The sequence below is a fragment of the Bacillus cereus group sp. RP29 genome (genome assembly GCF_040459765.1).
Lineage (GTDB): Bacteria > Bacillota > Bacilli > Bacillales > Bacillaceae_G > Bacillus_A > Bacillus_A paranthracis.
Genome location: NZ_JARVHN010000001.1, coordinates 3,679,619 through 3,698,562 on the forward strand (window position 1 = coordinate 3,679,619; position 18,944 = coordinate 3,698,562).

Below are 18,944 nucleotides of genomic sequence, written 5' to 3' on the forward strand. Positions count from 1 at the left end.
TCCTCTACTCTTTATCTTGCATTTGACTTTGCGCTTTCATAAGCGCAGCTTGCTTCTTGTCAGCTTCAATTTCAGAAATGATAATACCGAACTTCTCGTCCATTACGATCGCTTCCCCAATGCCGACTTTCATATTACTTAAATACACATCTACTTTATGTCCTAAGTTTTTCTCTACTTCAAGAACATCGCCCACTTTTAACTGTTTCACATCACCGAGCGTAATAGATGCCTTTCCAAGCTTTACACCAAGTTCAATCGAAATATCTGAAACAGTATCAATATGTGCTTTACTTGCTTCATTTCGCTTTCCTGCAAAATCTTCTAATCCCATTAATGACACAGGAGATACTTCATGCTTCATATGGATCCTCCTACTCTACAAAACTTTTAAATAAGAGCGCCTTACGCGTTCCATCTTTTCCAATAAAACAATTAAATTTATGCTTTCCATCTACATAACCAAGTAATTCATCCGAAACTTTCGTATGAAGCGGAATAATATCGCCTTCTTCAATTTGTTCAATCTCACCCATTGTCATCTTCTGCTCACCAATTGCAACGTGAACAGGTTTATACACTTGATTTACTTTCACTTCCACTTCAGACGTATACTTCTTACGTTTATCTGAAGAATGTTCAACAATATTTTCAGATGTTAACTTATCCATAATTTCTTCAACAGATAAGAACGGAATTCCGATGCGCACCGTCGTATTCCAAAACTCTGTTTTCATATTTACATTCAATAATGAAATAATATCGCTTGCTGTCGTAATCTTTAATGCATTCGGGTCTGTCTCCGTCGTTACAAATTTTGGTTCAATCGCAACAACGCTTTCAAATGATTGCTCTAAATTTTTACAAAGGAGCATAAAAATATTATCCAGTGTTAAAAACTCAAATGCGGTAAGTGGTCTGCGCATCGTAAAGTTACGCTTACTATCTCCGCCAAGCCAACATTCATGAATATAAATAACGAACGCTAAATCAATTTCAATGACAATTTCTCCAAGCTCTGGAAGGCCAAGATCAATAACACAATATAAATAATAATCTTTCGGCATTTTCTCCACATACTCACTCGTAAACGGAACTTGCTCAACCGTTGAAGGCTCTAACTCAATCGGAATACGCATACGCGCTGACAACGTCTGTGACGTCTGTTTACCAAATGTAGAAGCAATTGCTTGCAAGCTACGTAAATGCTCAACACCGAACTTCTCCGGTCTATTAAAATCATACTCTTGAAATTTCTCTTGCTTTCCTGCTTCTTGTGCAAAAGCTGGCATTTCCTCGCCTTCATTTACCGCCTTCAGCAGGGCATCAATTTGCTCTTGGCTTAATTTTTCGCCACTCATGACAATCCCCTTCCCTACCTTTTCAATTCAACGATTTCAACGTACATCTTCCCGTTTTTCGTCAAAATCTTTCCGGTTCCAATCTCTTCATTCTCAAGCATAAGACGTACCGTATTTTTCGTTGAATTTTCAAGACGATACAATGTACCTTTCGTAATATGAAGCAAATCTTCAATTTTCTTTTTTGTATTTCCGATTTCAAAATAAATTGTTAACGGAATATCATCTTGTAATTTCAAATCTAGCCAACTCCCATATCATGTTCACGAAAATTTCATGTTCTCTCTATATATGAAACTTCTTATTTTGAAACGTCGATATTTAATATTTTTTTAATATATCCTTGCGTTTCTTTAAATGGTGGTACGCCTCCGTACTTTCTCACATTACCAGGACCTGCATTATAAGATGCAAGCGCTAGTACGAGATCGCCGTTATTTTTCTTTAAATAACCGCTTAACTCTTTCACGCCGCCCTCAATACTTTCAGCTGGTGAAAATGGATTTTTTATACCCATCTCTTTCACATTCGCTGGCATAAGCTGCATAAGACCCTTCGCACCTGCATGTGACACCGTTTTCGGATTAAAATCAGATTCTACTTCAATCATTTTTTGAATTAACGTTTTCGGGATTCCATATGTATGACTTACACGATCTATAATATCCTCATACTTCCCTTCATTGGAAGAACGTATTTTTTGAATATTATACTTCTTCGTTAATCCCCACGTATCAGCAGCCTCATTTTTCGTTTCTGGGAAACGTCGTTCAAACTCTTTTTGTGCGACTTGCACGTCATCTACGTTCTTCGTTTCAGTCTTTTCTTCAGGCTTACTCGCTTCCTCTACTTTATTAATAGATTGTTCCGGTTTATTTACGACCGTTTCTATTTTCGTAGATTGTACCGGCTGACTCATATCCTCTACCTTTGCTGGCTGCGTAGTACCCTTCGTCTCCTTCGCAGGTTCACTCTGCAACTTCTCTTGAAAACGACTACTAACGAATGCTTGTGGACTACTTAGCTTTTGCTGAATTTGTCCTTTCTTATATGCAAGCACTTCTTTTACTATATTTCCAACTATCATAATATCACCTTTTCGGTAAACAAAGATAATCTAATATTAGAGTTTTTTTTTAAAGTTTGCAATAATCCTTTTAATAATATTGTAATAAAAAAATGAATATATTGTTAAACTGTTATTTTTTTATATTTATTAATTCGAATTTTTAGTTGACACCCGCTATGACAGGGATTACAATAAATCTCGAAATTGATTTTTTCGCATATTACCGTTTTTCAATTTGCAGAAAAGTCAATATAAAAAAATGGGGGTTCTTAATCATGAGAATTAATACAAACATCAATAGCATGCGTACACAAGAGTACATGCGCCAAAACCAAGAAAAAATGAATACTTCTATGAACCGTTTATCAAGCGGTAAACAAATTAATAGTGCAGCAGACGATGCAGCTGGTTTAGCAATCGCTACTCGTATGCGCGCAAAAGAAAGTGGTCTAAATGTAGCATCTCGTAACTCACAAGATGGTAAATCAATGATTCAAACAGCTGACTCAGCATTAAACACAGTATCAAATATTTTACTTCGTATGCGTGATTTAGCAGTTCAATCTGCGAATGGTACTAATGGTTCTACTGACCGTGGTGCTCTTCAAAAAGAATATGAAGAGTTAACTAAACAAATTGATTATATCTCTAACAACACTGAATTTAATGGTACTAAATTAATGAATGCATCCGCTTCTTCTGTTAGCATTAAGTCTACAGATGCATCAGGTGCAAGTACTATCGATATTTCATTAACTTCAATTAACTCAACATCATTATCAGTTGGAACTACAAGCGCATTGAACACTGCTTCTAGCGCCGAAACAGCAATTTCTAATATCGACGCAGCGATTAACAAAATTGCTGATCACCGTGCGACATTAGGAGCTACTTTAAACCGCTTAGATTATAATATTGAAAACTTAAATAATCAATCATCATCTATGGCTGCATCAGCATCTCAAATTGAAGACGCTGATATGGCAAAAGAGATGTCTGAAATGACAAAATTCAAGATTTTAAGTGAAGCTGGAGTAAGCATGCTTTCTCAGGCAAATCAAACGCCTCAAATGGTAAGTAAACTATTACAATAAGTTTAAAATACAAAAATCCTCACCCTATATCTTTAGAGTGGGGATTTTGTACATTTAATAACAGCACTTTCTAGTAGATTTATTTATGAATTAAATAGAAATATCAATCTAAATTGTTCCTATGCTCCAACAATTAATCAAATCCCTTTCAAGAAATCCATATATTAATCTTGTAAATATACCTCTACTAAATCCAAAGAATCACTCTATATCTTCATCGGGAATGCCTTGATTAACGTTTTAAATATTTTCATAAATTTATCTTATTTATAATAACCTCTGCTAATTACACATGCAGCCCCTCGTCTTTCTTATTGCCTGTACTCTGCATAAAAAAACTCCTCACACTCTCAGCAAAAAATCTTCTAATAATAGCATAGAATACACCATCTTTTTTCATTGTATTATCTTTAGATAAATATACATATATTTATCTAACCTTCTCTCTTTGCTTGGGATGAAATATCTCTATTTATTACCTCTCTTCAGCTTTACATAATCATATTTAACATAAAATACATGATAAACAAAAAAATCCCGAATCACGTTTTTGGTTCATCCATGATTCGGGGAGATCTATAGAAATTAAAATTTTTAATTTAAATAATATTTGCGAAGAGCTTAGTGCACTATTCACTCCATTTACCAAACAAAAGATTTTATTTTTGAATCAACTCTTTACAAACTTCGCTCTATCATAATCAAACTATAATTGATTATTCACCTAAAAAATTATTTATACAATTTTTTATCTAATATGTTTTCTTCCATTTTTATATTTAATTCCTTTATAATATCTGTGTACTCTGATAATTCCTCATGATTTTTTTCTCGTACTATTAATTTTCGAAGTAACAAAATACTACACTGATATAATTTTTTCTCATGACATTTTTTCAATAATCCCCTTAACAATTCTTCCTTATTATTTACTGCATACTCAATAATTTTAATAACTTCTGTAATTAGCTCCATATCTTCAGTCAGTATGTCTACAACTTCACTTATAATTTCATCGTTGCTATCTAGTCCGACCATTAAATCATATAAACCATTTCTATTATATAAATTTATAAACAGCTCCTTAATTTGGGCATCTTGCCCTTGTATAAGTTCAAAATATTTTTTAGCAGTTGCTGTTCTCCCTAAATCTGCAAGAACTACAACTAAATTATATAAAGTATCTGTATTAGTATTATCCAATTCAAAAGCTTGTTCTAAATATAATAGAACATCCTCATAGTTGCATTTATTCACACCCTGAATCGCTAAATAATTTAACACTTCAACTTTATCTTTTATTTCCAAGCATACATTTTCTATTATTTCTTTACATTTAAAATTATCTAGTTGATCTGTATGGTATTCTTCATTCTTTCGTAAGCTAACTTCTATTTCTAGCAGAATACTCTTTAAATCGGGTTTTCTGCTATTTTTAGATGCCTTCACTAAATACTGATAAGCCTCGTACTGTCCCTTTAATTCTTGTGTACCTAATGATACTAGAGCTTCAATAAATTCTTCATCTTGTTTTGTTTTAGGTATTTGATTCATGCCATATTCTATATCTTTGTATTCAGCTTCTATTAACATCTTATTAATCTCATCCAAAGTGAAAAATCTAATATGTGTTCTATCTAATAACCCTGAATCCGTGTAAGTCCATTTCCCATTAATAACCTCTCTGAGTAAACTATAATGCATTACATTTGGAATGCTTAATAAAATTTGACCATCTTTTTTCAAATATTTTCGGAGATTACGCATAACCTCCCAAGGATTAAATAAATGTTCAATTACATCTGCTAATATAATATAATCAAAAAATTCAGCGGGATAATCTAACACTTCATTTTCAATATTTTCTGCTTTAACATTTGCAAATTGAGAGGAAAATGATGCAGCTTTTTCATTAAATTCTATCCCAAATAAATCTGCATTTTTATAAATGTTTTTAATTTTTAACAATGTTCCTCCGCAAGCACACCCTACTTCAAGCACATTAATTTTCTTATCTTTTGGCGCATCCATTAAATCAATTATTTCATTTCGAATATATGTCGAATACCTAGAATTGAATCCCCATTTTTCTTCAAATTTCTTTTCATTTTTTTGTAAAAGGTCGCTATATTCTGATGTGTCATCTTTAAAAGAAACACTTCCAAAATGATGTATAAAAGTATCTTTACATAAAAGAGTTTTATACCCTTGAGCTCTCATTCTGAACGAATAATCATCATCTTCAAAATTACCAGGGGTAAATCTCTCATCTAATAAGCCAATTTTATCCACAACTTCTTTTTTGATTAGCATACAGAAACCAATTAATTTTAACCTTTCTTCCCATAATAATTCATTTGATATATTATGTCCTTTTGCATAGAAATGCATTTCTTCAATTGAATTATAATCCACTCTTACTGCTTGATAATAAGAACAATTATTTGTCACTGGGCCTACAGCCCCAACATCATTACAACTATATAAAGCCATTATTAAATTATCTAGCCAATTTTCTGTGACAATTACATCATTATTTAACAATAGAATATTTTCACCTTCTGCAATAGCTATTCCCTGATTACATCCCTTTGGAAACCCAACATTCTCGCTATTATATATTACCTTTACATCTACTTGCTCCTTTAGCCACTCTCTCGTCTCATCAGTAGAATAATTATCGACAACAATAAGTTCATAAGCATCTTTTTGAGTATATTTTCGAACACTTTCAATACATAACTTTGTATATTCGAATTTATTACGAGTTAAAATTATAATACTTGTTTTCATAAATCCACCTCTTATTATTTTTTTAAAACTTGTAACTTCATTCACGTTTATTGAGATTTTACTGATTGTTTTTCAGCCAATTACTATCTGGAAAATACTTAAACGCTTCCAGTACCAATTCTTTATTATTTCCTAATTCAATCCCATATTTATAAAAACGGAAATCTGTTTTAAATTTTTTTATTGCTTTTAAAATTATAACTCTTGCTTCATCTACTTCATTTCGAGAAATTAACCAATCTATCACATTCACATACCCTTGTTTTGTAACATGATTTTCTTCTGCTAAATCATAAAAACCCATTCCAATTTCTTCATATCCATGCGAGTAAAATACATCAGCAACTTTTGCATTTATCTCTTTTGGAAAAGTACTTACGAATGAAATTAAACGCTCCGAAAAGTCTGGCTTGTAAAAACATACTGTTTTTTCCAAAATTGATATAAATTCAAATTGACTTATTTTTTTTGTAGTCTTTTCAGAGCTAAACAAATAATAGAAAACATGTGCATACTTTGAATGTTCCAACACTTTGCGAATACGCATATCGCGAGTTTCTTCATATAAAATACAAAGGTCAGCTACATGAAATACCTCTTCTTGTATACCATACATTAAACTCTCTGTTGTAAAATCTAGTTTTTCTTCTCCAACTATCATCCGCCCTTTTAATTGAAGTGCTTCGACAATTAACTGTTCCTGATCTTCAAAATCATTTATAATTAGTATTGCTAATTCACCTAATCCTAAATTTAATACTAATTTTATTACTTCAGTACGAATACGATCATTCCTAATTATTTGACGTATACTTACAAAATCATAAATTTCTTTTGGACTATGATTCTTGCTTAATAATAAAATAATCTGAGTAATTATTTTGACAGACACTCTACTTGAATTTAACGCCTTCACATAATGCTCTAAAGCTTTATAATTCTCCCCCTCACTTGAATATATTTCTCCAATCCTTACATGGGGCAACATTTCTTTGGACTCAACATAAAAAATTACGTCTGTATATCGATCTGAGTTTCTCAAAAGACTGCTATAAACATCTCGCGCGTCATCAAAACGTTTCTGTTTTAAATATATCTCGCCTTTCCAAAATGGGAAATCTGGAGCATTGGGGAATATCCTCTCTGCATCTTCGATAATTTCTAACGCTTCTTTATTACGCTTTAATTCCACTAAACTTTCAACAATATAAAACAAACACTTTCCTACCCAATCATTATAAATATTTGATTTATTCTTAAACGCTTCCACAAATGCATTTAACGCTTCTTCTGTTTTATTTAATGCTCTAAGCTCTTGCCCATAATTGAAATACGAAAAACTTTTATCTTTTTCACTTTGCAACACATTTTTAATAATATCCATATTTCTCTTACGTTTGTTTTGCTTTTTTACTACATTTGGCAAATACCCATAATGATAAAGTTTTAATTGTGATAGAGCTAATTGACTAGTTCCTTGATCATTTACAATTTGCTCATGAAGCGCTCCATCAAAATACGATTTTCCATCATTCCGATAAATCCTTGCCATTTTATTCACGGCTGAATTTTCCCCAAATTCATCAAGAAAATTAACAATCTCTACTGCATAAACACTCAATTCATTATTATTAGACTTGATTTCTTCGAGCGCTACCTTGAAATTTTCTGGGTCCATACATTCATCAGCATCTATTGCTAAAACCCATTCTCCCGTTGCATATGTAGCTGCAAAATTTCTTGCCTCTGCAAAGTTATTTGTCCATCTGAAATCATATACTTTATCTGTAAATTTTTTTGCAATTTCCTTCGTTTTATCCTCAGATCCTGTATCTACTACTATAATTTCTTCTACCCCACTGTTTTTCAAAGAATTCAAACATCTAGGCAATATATCTTCTTCATTTTTCACAATTAAACATGCTGATAAGTACGGTTTCATCCTAATTATGCTCCTTCGTTTAATATAATATTTAATCATTATATTATTATTATACATTTTTTAAAATATTATTTAATAAAATATTATTTAAAAATGACAAATTATTAAAATCTCATTTAGAAATCCCTTCTTTTCAACACTATACTAATAAAACATGATAGCTTTAAATCAGCATTGCATATCCACCCAACAAATCGGTCAAAAACATTACAATGAAACCAAATTTCTACACAAAACAAAAGGGAAATACATATAAACTATGTATCTCCCTTTTATTTTGTACCCAAATTTTATTACTGCGTTACAGTCATAACCTGTCCACTGCGATCAACCATAATTTTCATTTTACCGTCTTGTGCATTATATAACCCTAATTTATGCAAATCTTGTTTACATTCTTTTACGAAGAAAGGCAATGTGCGAATTTGATCGATATCAGAACTCGTAATGAAATGAATTAAATGATGCGTCATTTCTTTTATATCATGAACAAGCTCTTCCTTTTCTCGCTTGATCCTTTCATTTTCAGCTCGTAATACGCGTAATTCCCCTTCGAGACCACGTGCATTCTTTTCATCCTTTGAACGCTCTGCAGCCATGCTAGAAAGCTTATAGATTCCTTCCATAAACTGATGTAGTTCATGCTCTTTTCTTTCACTACAATGGCTTATCGTCTCAAAATTATCAACAATACCAGATATAACTGTTACAAGGCTTTTTTCATTCTCTGTATTTTGAACTTCTTCTCTTAACTCTTGCTTGTTTTCTTTTTTCATCTCAACAATCGGTTCTTTTACAGGTGTATATTTTCGCTTTCTTCCTGGTTTTTGTTTTTCAATATTTTCAAACGGTATTTCACATTTTTTTAATTTGTAATACGTATTTTGCAATTGACTTTCTGTTTTTGGGAAAAGATTTAGTTCTTTTTTACTAACGTATTTTGAAATATTAATAATGTTTAAACCGTGACGTTGGGAAAATTGATACACTTCATACAGTAACTCTAGCTCAGACTTCAGCCATGTAATCGCTGATTTTTCATACGCTCGCATCCCGCCATGTTTTTCTATATCTATTTGAAATAATACCATTCTATTATATAAATCAACTAGTTCTTCATATTTTACTTGGAATTGTTTTTCTATTTTTTTAAATTCCGCTTCTAGTTGCATATCGTTCATTTTATTATTTGACATGTTTTGTAAAAGACTTAATACATTGATTGCTGTGTGGTGATACATAATCTGTGTCACTCCCCCTCATCCTTTCACAATTCTCATCTGACTCCCATGTCTTCTCAGAAAATAGCAATTTTTTCATATCCATATTATAACATTTCGAAATTATCTGTCAAATAATAAACATACAAAAATGTATAGAAAGTATATAAATAGAAAAAGATTTTTTATTAATATGCATAATTGCATATTAATCACTTTTAATTATATTATATGGTATTTAGAATGTAATTTCACCGAAAAAATTTGCGTTATCACGAAAAATTACTAAAATAATCCAAAGATACATTTTTCTATTTTTAAACAAAAAATCTTCAAATAAAGATTTTTCATACATACAATCACAAACACTCCAAAAACGCTCCATCTTTCCACCTATACAGGGTATAGAACACTAAAAAGGAACTAACCAATATTACACAAAGTTAGTTCCCTTCTCTCCACTAAAAGAATAGAGTTATAAGTAGAAATCTATAAATCTTCAATTGAAACCTCACATCGCGTGTGGCTCTATTAAGCACTAACCGCCATCATCACTCTCAATGTCCCACTTCTTCCACTTACCTAAAAAACCCGCTATCTATCTCTGGTCTTAACATGGCATGGGGCTCTATTGGGCACTGACCGCCACCAAGCATGGCTAGAGTTTCTATTCCAGCTAAAAAAAGCTTTTAAATCTCTTTTACAGCACTAACTTATCTACTAAACCAATTAACTCTTGAATATCTGGCTTACTTACTTGAGCATTTGCTCCTACAGCTTCGCCTTTATGGAATAATTCATTTGTAATTAAGGAAGAGAAAATAATGACCGGTAAACGATTCATTACTTCACTATCTTTAACCACTTTCGTTAAATGGTGTCCGTCCATTTTCGGCATTTCAATATCAGTAATTAGCAAGTGAATATGTTCAAACATTTTTTCCCCTTGCTCTTTCGCTAGTTTTTCAATTTGTGCTAACGCTTCTGCACCATTACTGAAGAAGTTCATTTTCGTATATCCAGCTGACGATAATGTTTCTTCCAATATTTGGCGAAGCATCGCTGAATCTTCTGCAATATAAATCACTTTTTCAGCTCGATCTGTTTTCTGTTCTAACCCTGCAAGTGATTTATTGTCATAACCAGTACCACTAATTTCACATACAATTTTTTCATAATCTAATAGCAAAATAATTTGCCCATCTAGCTTTACAATACCAGATGTCGTTTCTTCTAGCCCCATAGATAATGAAGCTGGTTCATCAATTTGTTCCCACGAAATACGTTGAATACGATGCACTTCATCCACGCGGAAAATAACTTTCATTTGGTTTAATTCAGAGATAATAAATTTCGTTTGATCAAGTGGCTTTGTCGATTTTAAATTAAGAGCTGTCGCTAAGTTAATAACAGGTAAAATTTCACCACGTACTTGAACAACACCTTCAACTGCGTGATGAGATTCTGGCACAGTTGTAACAGGGAATGGATTAATGATTTCACGTACTTTCATTACGTTAATACTAAATAGGTTTTCACCAACAGTATATGTAACAATCTCTAATTCATTTGTTCCACTTTCTAATAAAATACTTTGTGCTTGTGACATAAAGGTGTCGCTCCCCTTCCATTAATTCCGTATATCTAATTATTAAGCTTTATAAAAGAGAAAAAGTCAACTACCTATATGAAAAATATAGATAGTCGAACGATTTATTTTAAAAGACGCTTAATCTTGTATAAACGAAGCAAGTGCCTCTAATAACACTTCTTGTGCTCCTACAATTTCTGTCGGCATTGCTTCCCACTTTTTCGAAAGCTCCGTTTCTACTCTTATTCTTAGCTCCGAATCCATTTCTTCTAGCACATATTCTTTCGTCGCTATATCAACATCAAGTAGCGCAAGTGCATATAATTCTGGATCATTGATTTTTTTAAATAATTGTTTCAATATAGCTGGTGCTATATGTTTTAATTTTTCAATATGAATTTCCTTATCTGAAAATAGTAACTCATATTGAATAAAAGTAACATTATCTTTAATCACTTTAAAATAGCAATTATTTTTTTTATCATTTACAAAATAACCGTTCGGATCTGCAATAATACTCTCTACTTTACGAATTAAATCCGGCAAACTACTCGCCGCCATAACAGTCCGCTGCTCAACCTCACTTGGCGAAATGAATGTAACGCGATACTTATTCTGCGCCATCCTCCTCACCTCTCCTTTTATAAAAATCTATCGTCACAAACTATCCAAAAGGCACTGGTCAACTATGAAATGATTATCTCATCCCAACCATCCCAGTAGCTCTCATATCTATGCTCTTACAACTACGTGCAAATCATGTCTGTTATCTACACTTCGATTAAATCTTCTCATATTACCCTAGTAACTCTACATATCTCTGGGCTTTTAAACACCGGTCGAGAATCTATTAGGCACTAACCGCTACCATATATCGCCGGGTCCTCTCTCAAAACCCAAAAAGGGCCTTTAAGGTCTTTTTAAGGCTTTTAAAAACTTTTTAAGAGCTTTTCAACAACTCGATGTTATTGAACCAAAATGCAATCTGCTGATCCGTTATCCCTGATAGTGTAATAAAAAACTCACGGCACTTCATCTCGTCCTTAAACAGTTGATACTTCCATTCTCCTTCGCTACCAACACTTACGAAATAAAACTCATGAATACGGCCAATGATTGATTGCTTTTCGCCAAATGAATATGGAGGTACTTGCTTAATTTCAAATTGATCCGGTAAATATATATGCTCTTCTCGTTCCATTTTTAACACTTGCTCAGCAAGTTCACGTTTATTTTCGAAAAAAGGCAATTGTAAAATTCGCTCTTGTCTTGTCGTCATACGAATAAAAAACCCTTTCTACTACATTACAATTTTACTTTATGATATATTATCGAATTAAGTTTACAACTTCATTTAATACTTCATCTGACACTTTAATTACTTTCGCATTTCCTTGGAATCCACGTTGATAAAGCATTAAATCAACAAATTCTACAGATAAATCTACGTTTGAGCTTTCTTTTGCTGACCCTCGTACATTACCTGCACCATTCTCACCAGCAACACCTATTCCTGGAATACCCGCTGATGGTGTCGCAACGTAATTTCCATTCCCTGTTTTCATTAATCCACCTGAATTCGGGAATGTAGCTACAGCTAGTTGTCCTACAACTTTCATACTACCATCTGAATATTTCATCATAACGAAACCACCGTCAGAAATAGAATAATCATTTGCAATTGCAGCTGGGCGCCCCGTTACTTCTGTTGTAGAAAGAGTTTTCCCCGTTGGATAATTTGTTAATCCGCTTAAATCAAGTGTTAGACCACTACCAAAAGGAATTTGAACAGATCCACCTTTAGTAATTTCACCAGTTACTGGATCTTTTTGTACAGCCTCATCTGTCTCCTTTAAATTTCCTAACGTATCAAATTTAAGATTTTTTTCGCCCGTCATGCCTTCGACAGGCTTAAATTCTTTTTCATTTTTAGAATCATTCCTTACAGAAACTGTATATGTATATTCGCCTGGCACTGGCTTTTCAACTTCTTTACCATCTACATTCTCTTTTGTTGTCTTTTGCTTAATATTTACACGTAACGTTAATGAGTTCCCTTCCGCATCAAAAACTGTGAATTCGTGAGATAATGCATTTTGGTTTCTAGGAAGGTTTCCACCTATTGTCGCTTTATCTGTTTGAATCCCACCAACAGCTGATCCCATCGGAATATGAATTGGGCTTGGTCGTGAAGAGAAATCTATTTCTTGTGTTCCTGTTTTCACACCATAACCTAGCACATACTGTCCACCTGTAGTTGTAACATAGTTATCTTTCGATACACCGAAAGACCCTTTTCTCGTATACTCTACATTTCCAGCATTACGATCACCAACTAAAAATAAACCGTTTCCTTCTATCGCTGTCTCCATCTTATCACTAGTTAAAGTAATAGAACCATCACTAAAATCTGTAGATGTCCCACTGAACTTTACACCGTTACCAATACTCTTTGGATTCGTACCAGCATAAGCACCATCACCACGTGAACCAACCGTATTATTATATAGCAAATCATCAAAAATAGCCTTTTGCTTTTTATATCCAACTGTTTGTGCATTTGCAATATTATTTGAAGTAACACTTAATGCATTTTGTGCTGCATTCATCCCTGTAATACTTGTATATAACGCTTTAATCATAACCTTTGTACACTCCTTTTATTAATCTGGCTTAACCTCTTCATTTTTTTCTATATCATCTTTCTTCTCATCTTCCGGATTAGTTTCTGTTATCGGTTTATCAGAAACCCTTTCTATGAAACGAAGTGAGACAACTTGATTATCAACAATAAGTTGCACATCGTTATTTTCCGCAAGTCGAACTGTTTCTACTTGACCAGTCACTTGCTTTCCATTATTACTTACACCTCTAACGTACTTTCCTAAAAACTTCATCCCTCCATCAAGAGCTGTCGAATACATCGTTGATTGCAGTTTATCTACTGCTTTTGTCATATTCTGTACTTGCTCCATAAGCGATAGCTGTGCTGTTTGGTTCATCATTTGGTTCATATCCATCGCATTAAACGGATCTTGATGTTGAAAGCTTGCTAAGAAAAGTTTCAGGAAATCATCTTTATCCATAATACCGGGTGTTTTTTGAGTATTTGCTGATACTCCGTTTGCTTGTTGAGCTGTCGACTGTGCACCAGTAACAGATGCGTTTTTTGTTTGTGCTCCTGCTTGTAACGGAATATGATTTGTACTCGTTGTATTTAATCCAACTGTTGGCACACTTTATTCCTCCAATAATCCCGCAAATTCTTTTGATTCTTGTTTCTCATGTTTCGTACTTGCTAATTTCTGTTTTTGTCTTTGCTCTTGTTCTCGCTGTTCTTTTCGATTTTCATCTTTATCTGAATAGCTAATTTGAATATTGATTTCTTTTTCTTTTAACTTCAATCTCAATTCATCAAAAATGATTTCAACACGTTTTTTTGCATCATGTTTTTCCATTTCTACGTGAACATCAATTTGATCTCCATGTTTTTTCATAAACACTGTTAATGTACCGAGTTTCTCTGGATTTAACTGAAATAAAACACGCTCTTGTCTCACTACAAATTTTTGTAACGCTTCTACTTGCGCTTCCATTTTCTTTCCTAAGTCAGGTAACGTAACCTTCTCAGCGCCACTATTTGATTTTCCTATTTGATCGGTACCCGTTGCTTTATTTAGTAACTCCGCACCCGTTGAACTCGAATCATTTAACACATCACCTTCCGGCAACTCTATCTTTACATCATCGCTCTCAGCTTTCGGAAGATCTCCATCTAATTCTTTGGACTCTTCTTGTTTCTTTGCAATATTACAAGTTTCTGTTTCTACCACTTTCAATACTTGCATCGTTTGCTCCGGCATCGTCAATTTATCTAATACCGTTTGCATTGTATCTTCTAAACATATAGCATTTTTGATATTCATATTGGAAAGAAGCTCTTGTAATTGTTGTAATTCTGCTGCGGGCAATTCGTTAAGTTTTATATTTCCATATTCTTTATACAGCTCTTGTATTTTTTGTATGTATTGATATAACAATTCTGGCTGCACACGTAATTGCTCAATTGCAACCATTTGCTCAGATACAGCTAATAACAACTGTTCTGTTTCTTTTTTTTCTTCTTTCTTTACAATTGGCTCTTCTTTCGTTACTGATTGTTTAGAAAGAATATATTCTTTTTTTTCTTCTTTTGGTGCTTCTTCTTGTTTCATTTTCTCCGTTTTCGGCTGCTTTTTATTTTCCATTCTCATCGTACGATCGAATGAAGAATCTTCACTTTTTGATTGTACTTCTAGCCCTTTTTCTTTTTGCGGAGGTAAACTTTGTTGCACCGGTAATACAGACTGTATCACTATATTCACCTCATCCATTCATACACATTTTCAAATCAAGAAGCATTTTTTCTTCCTGCTTTTCTCGTACTTTTGCAAGCTTTTTACAATTTTCTTGATACATCTCATCAATGACACGTTCTTTTTCTTTTACTTGTTCTAAAAGGCTTTCATTTTTTTGAATAAAATCTTCCGTTTTTTTAATTTTCCGATTCCATTCTTCTATTCTTTCAGGTGAAAACGTATGTGAGGAAAGCATACCAGCCATTATACGTTGCCCAGTTTGTACGACTTTACTACGCGATTTTACTACATATAAATCATATTCTTTTTTTTGTTCTATTTTTCTTTTTTCAGCTGTTAATTCATACACTTCTTTCAAAATCTGTTCTTTTTCTTGATTTATTTGCAACTTTATCGTGTCGTACTGCTGCTTATCCACCTGTTTTTATAGCCCCTTCCTATTATAACGCTCTCTTTTTCTATTATATAGTTTTTTTCCAAAAAAATCTGTGAAATATTAAAAAACAAAAAAATAAGACCTCTTGGGCAGAGGTCTTATACGATATGGTGCATCGCTTCAACAATATCATCAAATTGGAAACTATCAGATCGACCTTGTTTTAAAAACGTATTTATACCTTCTACTTTGTTTTTACATTCAAAAATATAAGCATTTTCTGCATTTTCTTGAATCGTTCCTAATTTAAAATACAATTCATTTTCTTTATAAATAGATAAGATTTTTCTCATTTCATTTGCAAGTTGCCAGTGATTTGGCGACACGATTTCTTCCATAATCCTACTTACTGAATCTAGCACTGAAATAGCAGGGTAATGACTGAGCGTTGCAAGTTCACGCTTTAATACAATATGTCCATCTAAAATACCACGTGCTAAATCTGGTACAGGTCCGTTTAAATCGTCCCCATCAACGAGTACGGTATAAATACCTGTTATGGATCCCTTTTGTGTTTTCCCAGAGCGCTCTAATAACTTCTTCATATAACTTTCCATTAAGAGTGTTTTACCACCGATCGGCAACTCTTTAACGGCAATATCAACACTTCTACGCGCGTCAGCAAAACGTGTGACAGAGTCCATCATAAGTAATACGTTATTGCCTTGGTCTCGGAAGTATTCAGCAATAGATGTTGCAAGCTTCGCTGCACGAAGCTGCATAAGGTGACTTTCATCTGACGTCGCTACGACAACGACGCTTTTCCTCATACCTTCCTCGCCTAATTCTTTTCGAATAAAATCTTTTACTTCCCGGCCACGTTCTCCTACTAAACTAATAACATTTATATCCGCTTTTGCATTTTTAGCAATCATGCCAAGTAAAGTAGATTTACCTACACCTGACCCAGCGAAAATACCAATCTTTTGACCGATACCAATTGTTAGCATGGAATCAATGGATTTAATTCCTGTTTCAAATACATCAGTAATCTCTTCACGTTCAAACGCATGAATAGGCGGGGCATCTAGTTTTATTTTTTGTAGTGGAATATTGTCTGCATCCTCATTTAGTACTTCACCGTTTGCACTTAACACTTTTCCGAGTAAATGATTGCCACGAGGTATAACAACATCTTCTGCAATTAGTGTAACGGAATCTCCGTAACATACTTTTTCTGTCTGTTCAAACGGGAGTAACATGTTGTTCTCTTTTTCAATCGCAATCACTTCACATAAAACATTATGTTCTCCAACGAAACAAACATCTCCAATTTTCGCCTTTGGCCCTTTCGCTACGAAAAACTGTTCTTGTACACTATGAACTTTACCGACTTTCGTATAAAACGGTGTTTCAATAAACGTATTCCATTTTTGGTTTTCATTCATTAATAGTCGATTCATACATTTTGCTCCTCAAATAACTTCTCTTCTTCCCATTTCTGGCGAAGTTTCGCAAATATAGGTGCAAATTTAAATTCAAAGAACTCTTTCTCTTCTTCTAGAACAAATTCACCGAACTGTAAGGAGAAATCGTATTTCCATTCTACTAATTGTAGTAACCAATATTCTTTCGAATTTTCCTTCTCTTCTTGAATACGTTCAAATGTTTCTGGATGTACGGTAATAACTAGTTTTTCAAACGAAGTCGGCAACGTTTGAACGATGCCAGTTAAAATTGGTAACACATCAAGTAAACGCGAATCTACTGCTTGATTCACAATTTTTTCTGCTAGTTGAAAAGATTGATCCCATAATAATTCTGTCCATTGGTACGCTGTTTCTTGTTGTTCCTTTTGAAACTGTATACGTGCGGATTCTATCTCTTTCATCTGCTGCTGAACATGCATTTGAAATTGTTCTTGATCATGTAATAACTGCTGACGCTCTCGTTCTAATATTTGCTGCTCTTGCCTTAGTTGATTCAGTTCAGTATGTAACGATTGTTGCTGCGCAAGAAGTTCTTCATGATCTACTTGTATTTCTTCTTCTACGTGAACTGGTATCGGTTTTGGAAATTGTAATTCATACGTTTCTTCAGAAAAAGAAACAGAATTCTTCGGAATTCTGTTTTTAAATAAGGACATCATCTTCACCTCTTTGAACGATAATTCTTCCTTCCTTCTCTAGCTTTTTCACTGTGCCTGTAATCGTTTGCTGCGCTTTCTCAGCATCCGTCATCTTAAGCGGTCCTAAGCCATCTAATTCTTCTAGAATCATCTCTTTACGGTTTGAAGACATACATGTAAATAATTTCTCTTTAATTTCTTCTTTTGCAATTTTAAGTGCTTTCGCAATAACACCATTATCTGTAATTTCCTCTAATACACGACGAAGTGCGAGATCTTCAAGTCCGAGTAAGTCTTCAAATACAAACATGTTTTCTTTAATTTTCTCAGATAACTCATAATCCATTTCATCCAGCTTTTGAAAGACTGTTTTTTCAACACCTCGTGAAACGTTATTTAAAATGTTTACTATTGTTTTCAAGCCATCTGTTTTATTAATTGCATTAAATGCCATATTATTTAATTTTGATTTTAATAAATCCCCAATTTGATTTATTAATTCACCATCAACTTGCTCTAGCTTCGCAATCCCCATTACCGTTTCTACTCGCTTATGATCTGGTAATCTCTCAATTAATTGAGAAGCAAGCTGCGGTTTAATATAAGAAGCGATAATCGCAATCGTTTGTGGCGATTCATCATTAAGTACAGTAAGAAGTGGTTCTAAATCTGTAAGTGAATTTAAGAATTCAAACGGATTATCTTTGTTATACCAAAGATCTTCTAATAATTTTTCTAGTTCGTCTTCTGGCATATTTTTAAATATGCGACGAATATATTCTTTATCTGGAGTCACTAGGTTTAATTCTTTTACATTTAATTCATACAAGAACTCCCCTAGTACATTTTCTAACGTTTCCGGTTTATATACACGAAACTTCGCGATTTCACGAAGTAATACTTCTTTTTCCTCAGCCGTCATATATTCAATGACTTTTGCTGCCACCCCTTCTTCTAATGTACGAATAAGGATAGCAGCTTTTTCTTTGGAGGAGATTTCATCTAACATCGT

Annotated in this window: 18 protein-coding genes; 1 reads left to right on the plus strand and 17 read right to left on the minus strand. The window is 33.4% G+C overall.

Translation table 11 applies throughout. From position 1 onward, the window contains the following. Nucleotides 1-4 precede the first annotated feature (4 nt). The 4 genes from fliN to QCI47_RS19520 form a co-directional block, all read right to left on the minus strand. The gene (gene fliN / locus QCI47_RS19505) at nt 5-364 is read right to left on the minus strand and encodes a flagellar motor switch protein FliN (RefSeq protein ID WP_000680012.1); all 360 of its coding nucleotides are present in this window, start codon (nt 362-364) and stop codon (nt 5-7) included. A 10-nt stretch (nt 365-374) separates the two neighbouring features. Then, on the minus strand, nt 375-1,361 hold the full coding sequence (gene fliM, locus QCI47_RS19510; protein WP_000012368.1) for a flagellar motor switch protein FliM: 987 nt from the start codon (nt 1,359-1,361) through the stop codon (nt 375-377). A gap of 14 nt (nt 1,362-1,375) precedes the next feature. Next, on the minus strand, nt 1,376-1,600 hold the full coding sequence (locus tag QCI47_RS19515) for a flagellar motor switch protein FliN (protein ID WP_000775712.1): 225 nt from the start codon (nt 1,598-1,600) through the stop codon (nt 1,376-1,378). A 62-nt stretch (nt 1,601-1,662) separates the two neighbouring features. Next, nucleotides 1,663-2,448 (minus strand): lytic transglycosylase domain-containing protein, encoded by a 786-nt coding sequence (locus QCI47_RS19520; RefSeq protein ID WP_061131085.1) that lies wholly within the window; start codon nt 2,446-2,448, stop codon nt 1,663-1,665. A gap of 257 nt (nt 2,449-2,705) precedes the next feature. Between QCI47_RS19520 and QCI47_RS19525 the strand changes: the two genes are divergently transcribed. Further along, on the plus strand, nt 2,706-3,524 hold the full coding sequence (locus QCI47_RS19525; protein WP_061131084.1) for a flagellin N-terminal helical domain-containing protein: 819 nt from the start codon (nt 2,706-2,708) through the stop codon (nt 3,522-3,524). Between the two features lie 732 nt (nt 3,525-4,256). On the opposite strand, the gene QCI47_RS19530 is transcribed toward QCI47_RS19525, so the two are convergent. The 13 genes from QCI47_RS19530 to QCI47_RS19590 all read right to left on the minus strand — a co-directional run bounded on the left by QCI47_RS19530 (nt 4,257) and on the right by QCI47_RS19590 (nt 18,941). Then, the gene (locus QCI47_RS19530) at nt 4,257-6,317 is read right to left on the minus strand and encodes a glycosyltransferase (RefSeq protein ID WP_076872081.1); all 2,061 of its coding nucleotides are present in this window, start codon (nt 6,315-6,317) and stop codon (nt 4,257-4,259) included. Between the two features lie 58 nt (nt 6,318-6,375). Next, nucleotides 6,376-8,316: a glycosyltransferase gene (locus QCI47_RS19535; RefSeq protein ID WP_308669264.1), complete on the minus strand. Its 1,941-nt coding sequence runs from the start codon at nt 8,314-8,316 to the stop codon at nt 6,376-6,378. Nucleotides 8,317-8,552: 236 nt separating this feature from the next. Next, on the minus strand, nt 8,553-9,500 hold the full coding sequence (locus QCI47_RS19540) for a DNA-binding domain-containing protein (protein WP_061131082.1): 948 nt from the start codon (nt 9,498-9,500) through the stop codon (nt 8,553-8,555). 679 nt (nt 9,501-10,179) lie between these two features. Beyond that, nucleotides 10,180-11,088 carry a chemotaxis protein gene (locus QCI47_RS19545; RefSeq protein ID WP_000075958.1) on the minus strand — a complete coding sequence of 303 codons (909 nt, stop codon included), beginning with the start codon at nt 11,086-11,088 and terminating at the stop codon, nt 10,180-10,182. A 120-nt stretch (nt 11,089-11,208) separates the two neighbouring features. Beyond that, nucleotides 11,209-11,694, minus strand: a complete 486-nt coding sequence (locus tag QCI47_RS19550) for a hypothetical protein (protein WP_000068312.1) — start codon at nt 11,692-11,694, stop codon at nt 11,209-11,211. A 316-nt stretch (nt 11,695-12,010) separates the two neighbouring features. Next, a complete protein-coding gene (locus tag QCI47_RS19555) occupies nt 12,011-12,349 on the minus strand; it encodes a DUF3964 family protein (RefSeq protein ID WP_000213336.1) in 339 nt (112 codons plus the stop codon). 49 nt (nt 12,350-12,398) lie between these two features. Further along, complete coding sequence (gene flgE / locus QCI47_RS19560) at nt 12,399-13,712, minus strand: flagellar hook protein FlgE (RefSeq protein WP_000588297.1); 1,314 nt, start codon at nt 13,710-13,712, stop codon at nt 12,399-12,401. Nucleotides 13,713-13,733: 21 nt separating this feature from the next. Further along, a complete protein-coding gene (locus tag QCI47_RS19565) occupies nt 13,734-14,306 on the minus strand; it encodes a flagellar hook assembly protein FlgD (RefSeq protein ID WP_001143478.1) in 573 nt (190 codons plus the stop codon). Nucleotides 14,307-14,309: 3 nt separating this feature from the next. Beyond that, nucleotides 14,310-15,425: a flagellar hook-length control protein FliK gene (locus QCI47_RS19570; RefSeq protein WP_001989754.1), complete on the minus strand. Its 1,116-nt coding sequence runs from the start codon at nt 15,423-15,425 to the stop codon at nt 14,310-14,312. Between the two features lie 10 nt (nt 15,426-15,435). Next, nucleotides 15,436-15,846, minus strand: coding sequence for a hypothetical protein (locus tag QCI47_RS19575; RefSeq protein ID WP_000360873.1), 411 nt, complete (start codon nt 15,844-15,846; stop codon nt 15,436-15,438). Nucleotides 15,847-15,962: 116 nt separating this feature from the next. After that, complete coding sequence (gene fliI, locus QCI47_RS19580; RefSeq protein ID WP_001080944.1) at nt 15,963-17,267, minus strand: flagellar protein export ATPase FliI; 1,305 nt, start codon at nt 17,265-17,267, stop codon at nt 15,963-15,965. Next, entirely contained in the window at nt 17,264-17,950 is a 687-nt protein-coding gene (locus QCI47_RS19585; RefSeq protein WP_000051710.1) for a FliH/SctL family protein, read from the minus strand. Before QCI47_RS19585 ends, fliI begins: the two co-directional genes overlap by 4 nt. After that, nucleotides 17,937-18,941, minus strand: coding sequence for a flagellar motor switch protein FliG (locus tag QCI47_RS19590; RefSeq protein WP_000883361.1), 1,005 nt, complete (start codon nt 18,939-18,941; stop codon nt 17,937-17,939). The genes QCI47_RS19585 and QCI47_RS19590 overlap by 14 nt, the downstream gene beginning before the upstream one ends. Between the last annotated feature and the right edge of the window lie 3 nt (nt 18,942-18,944).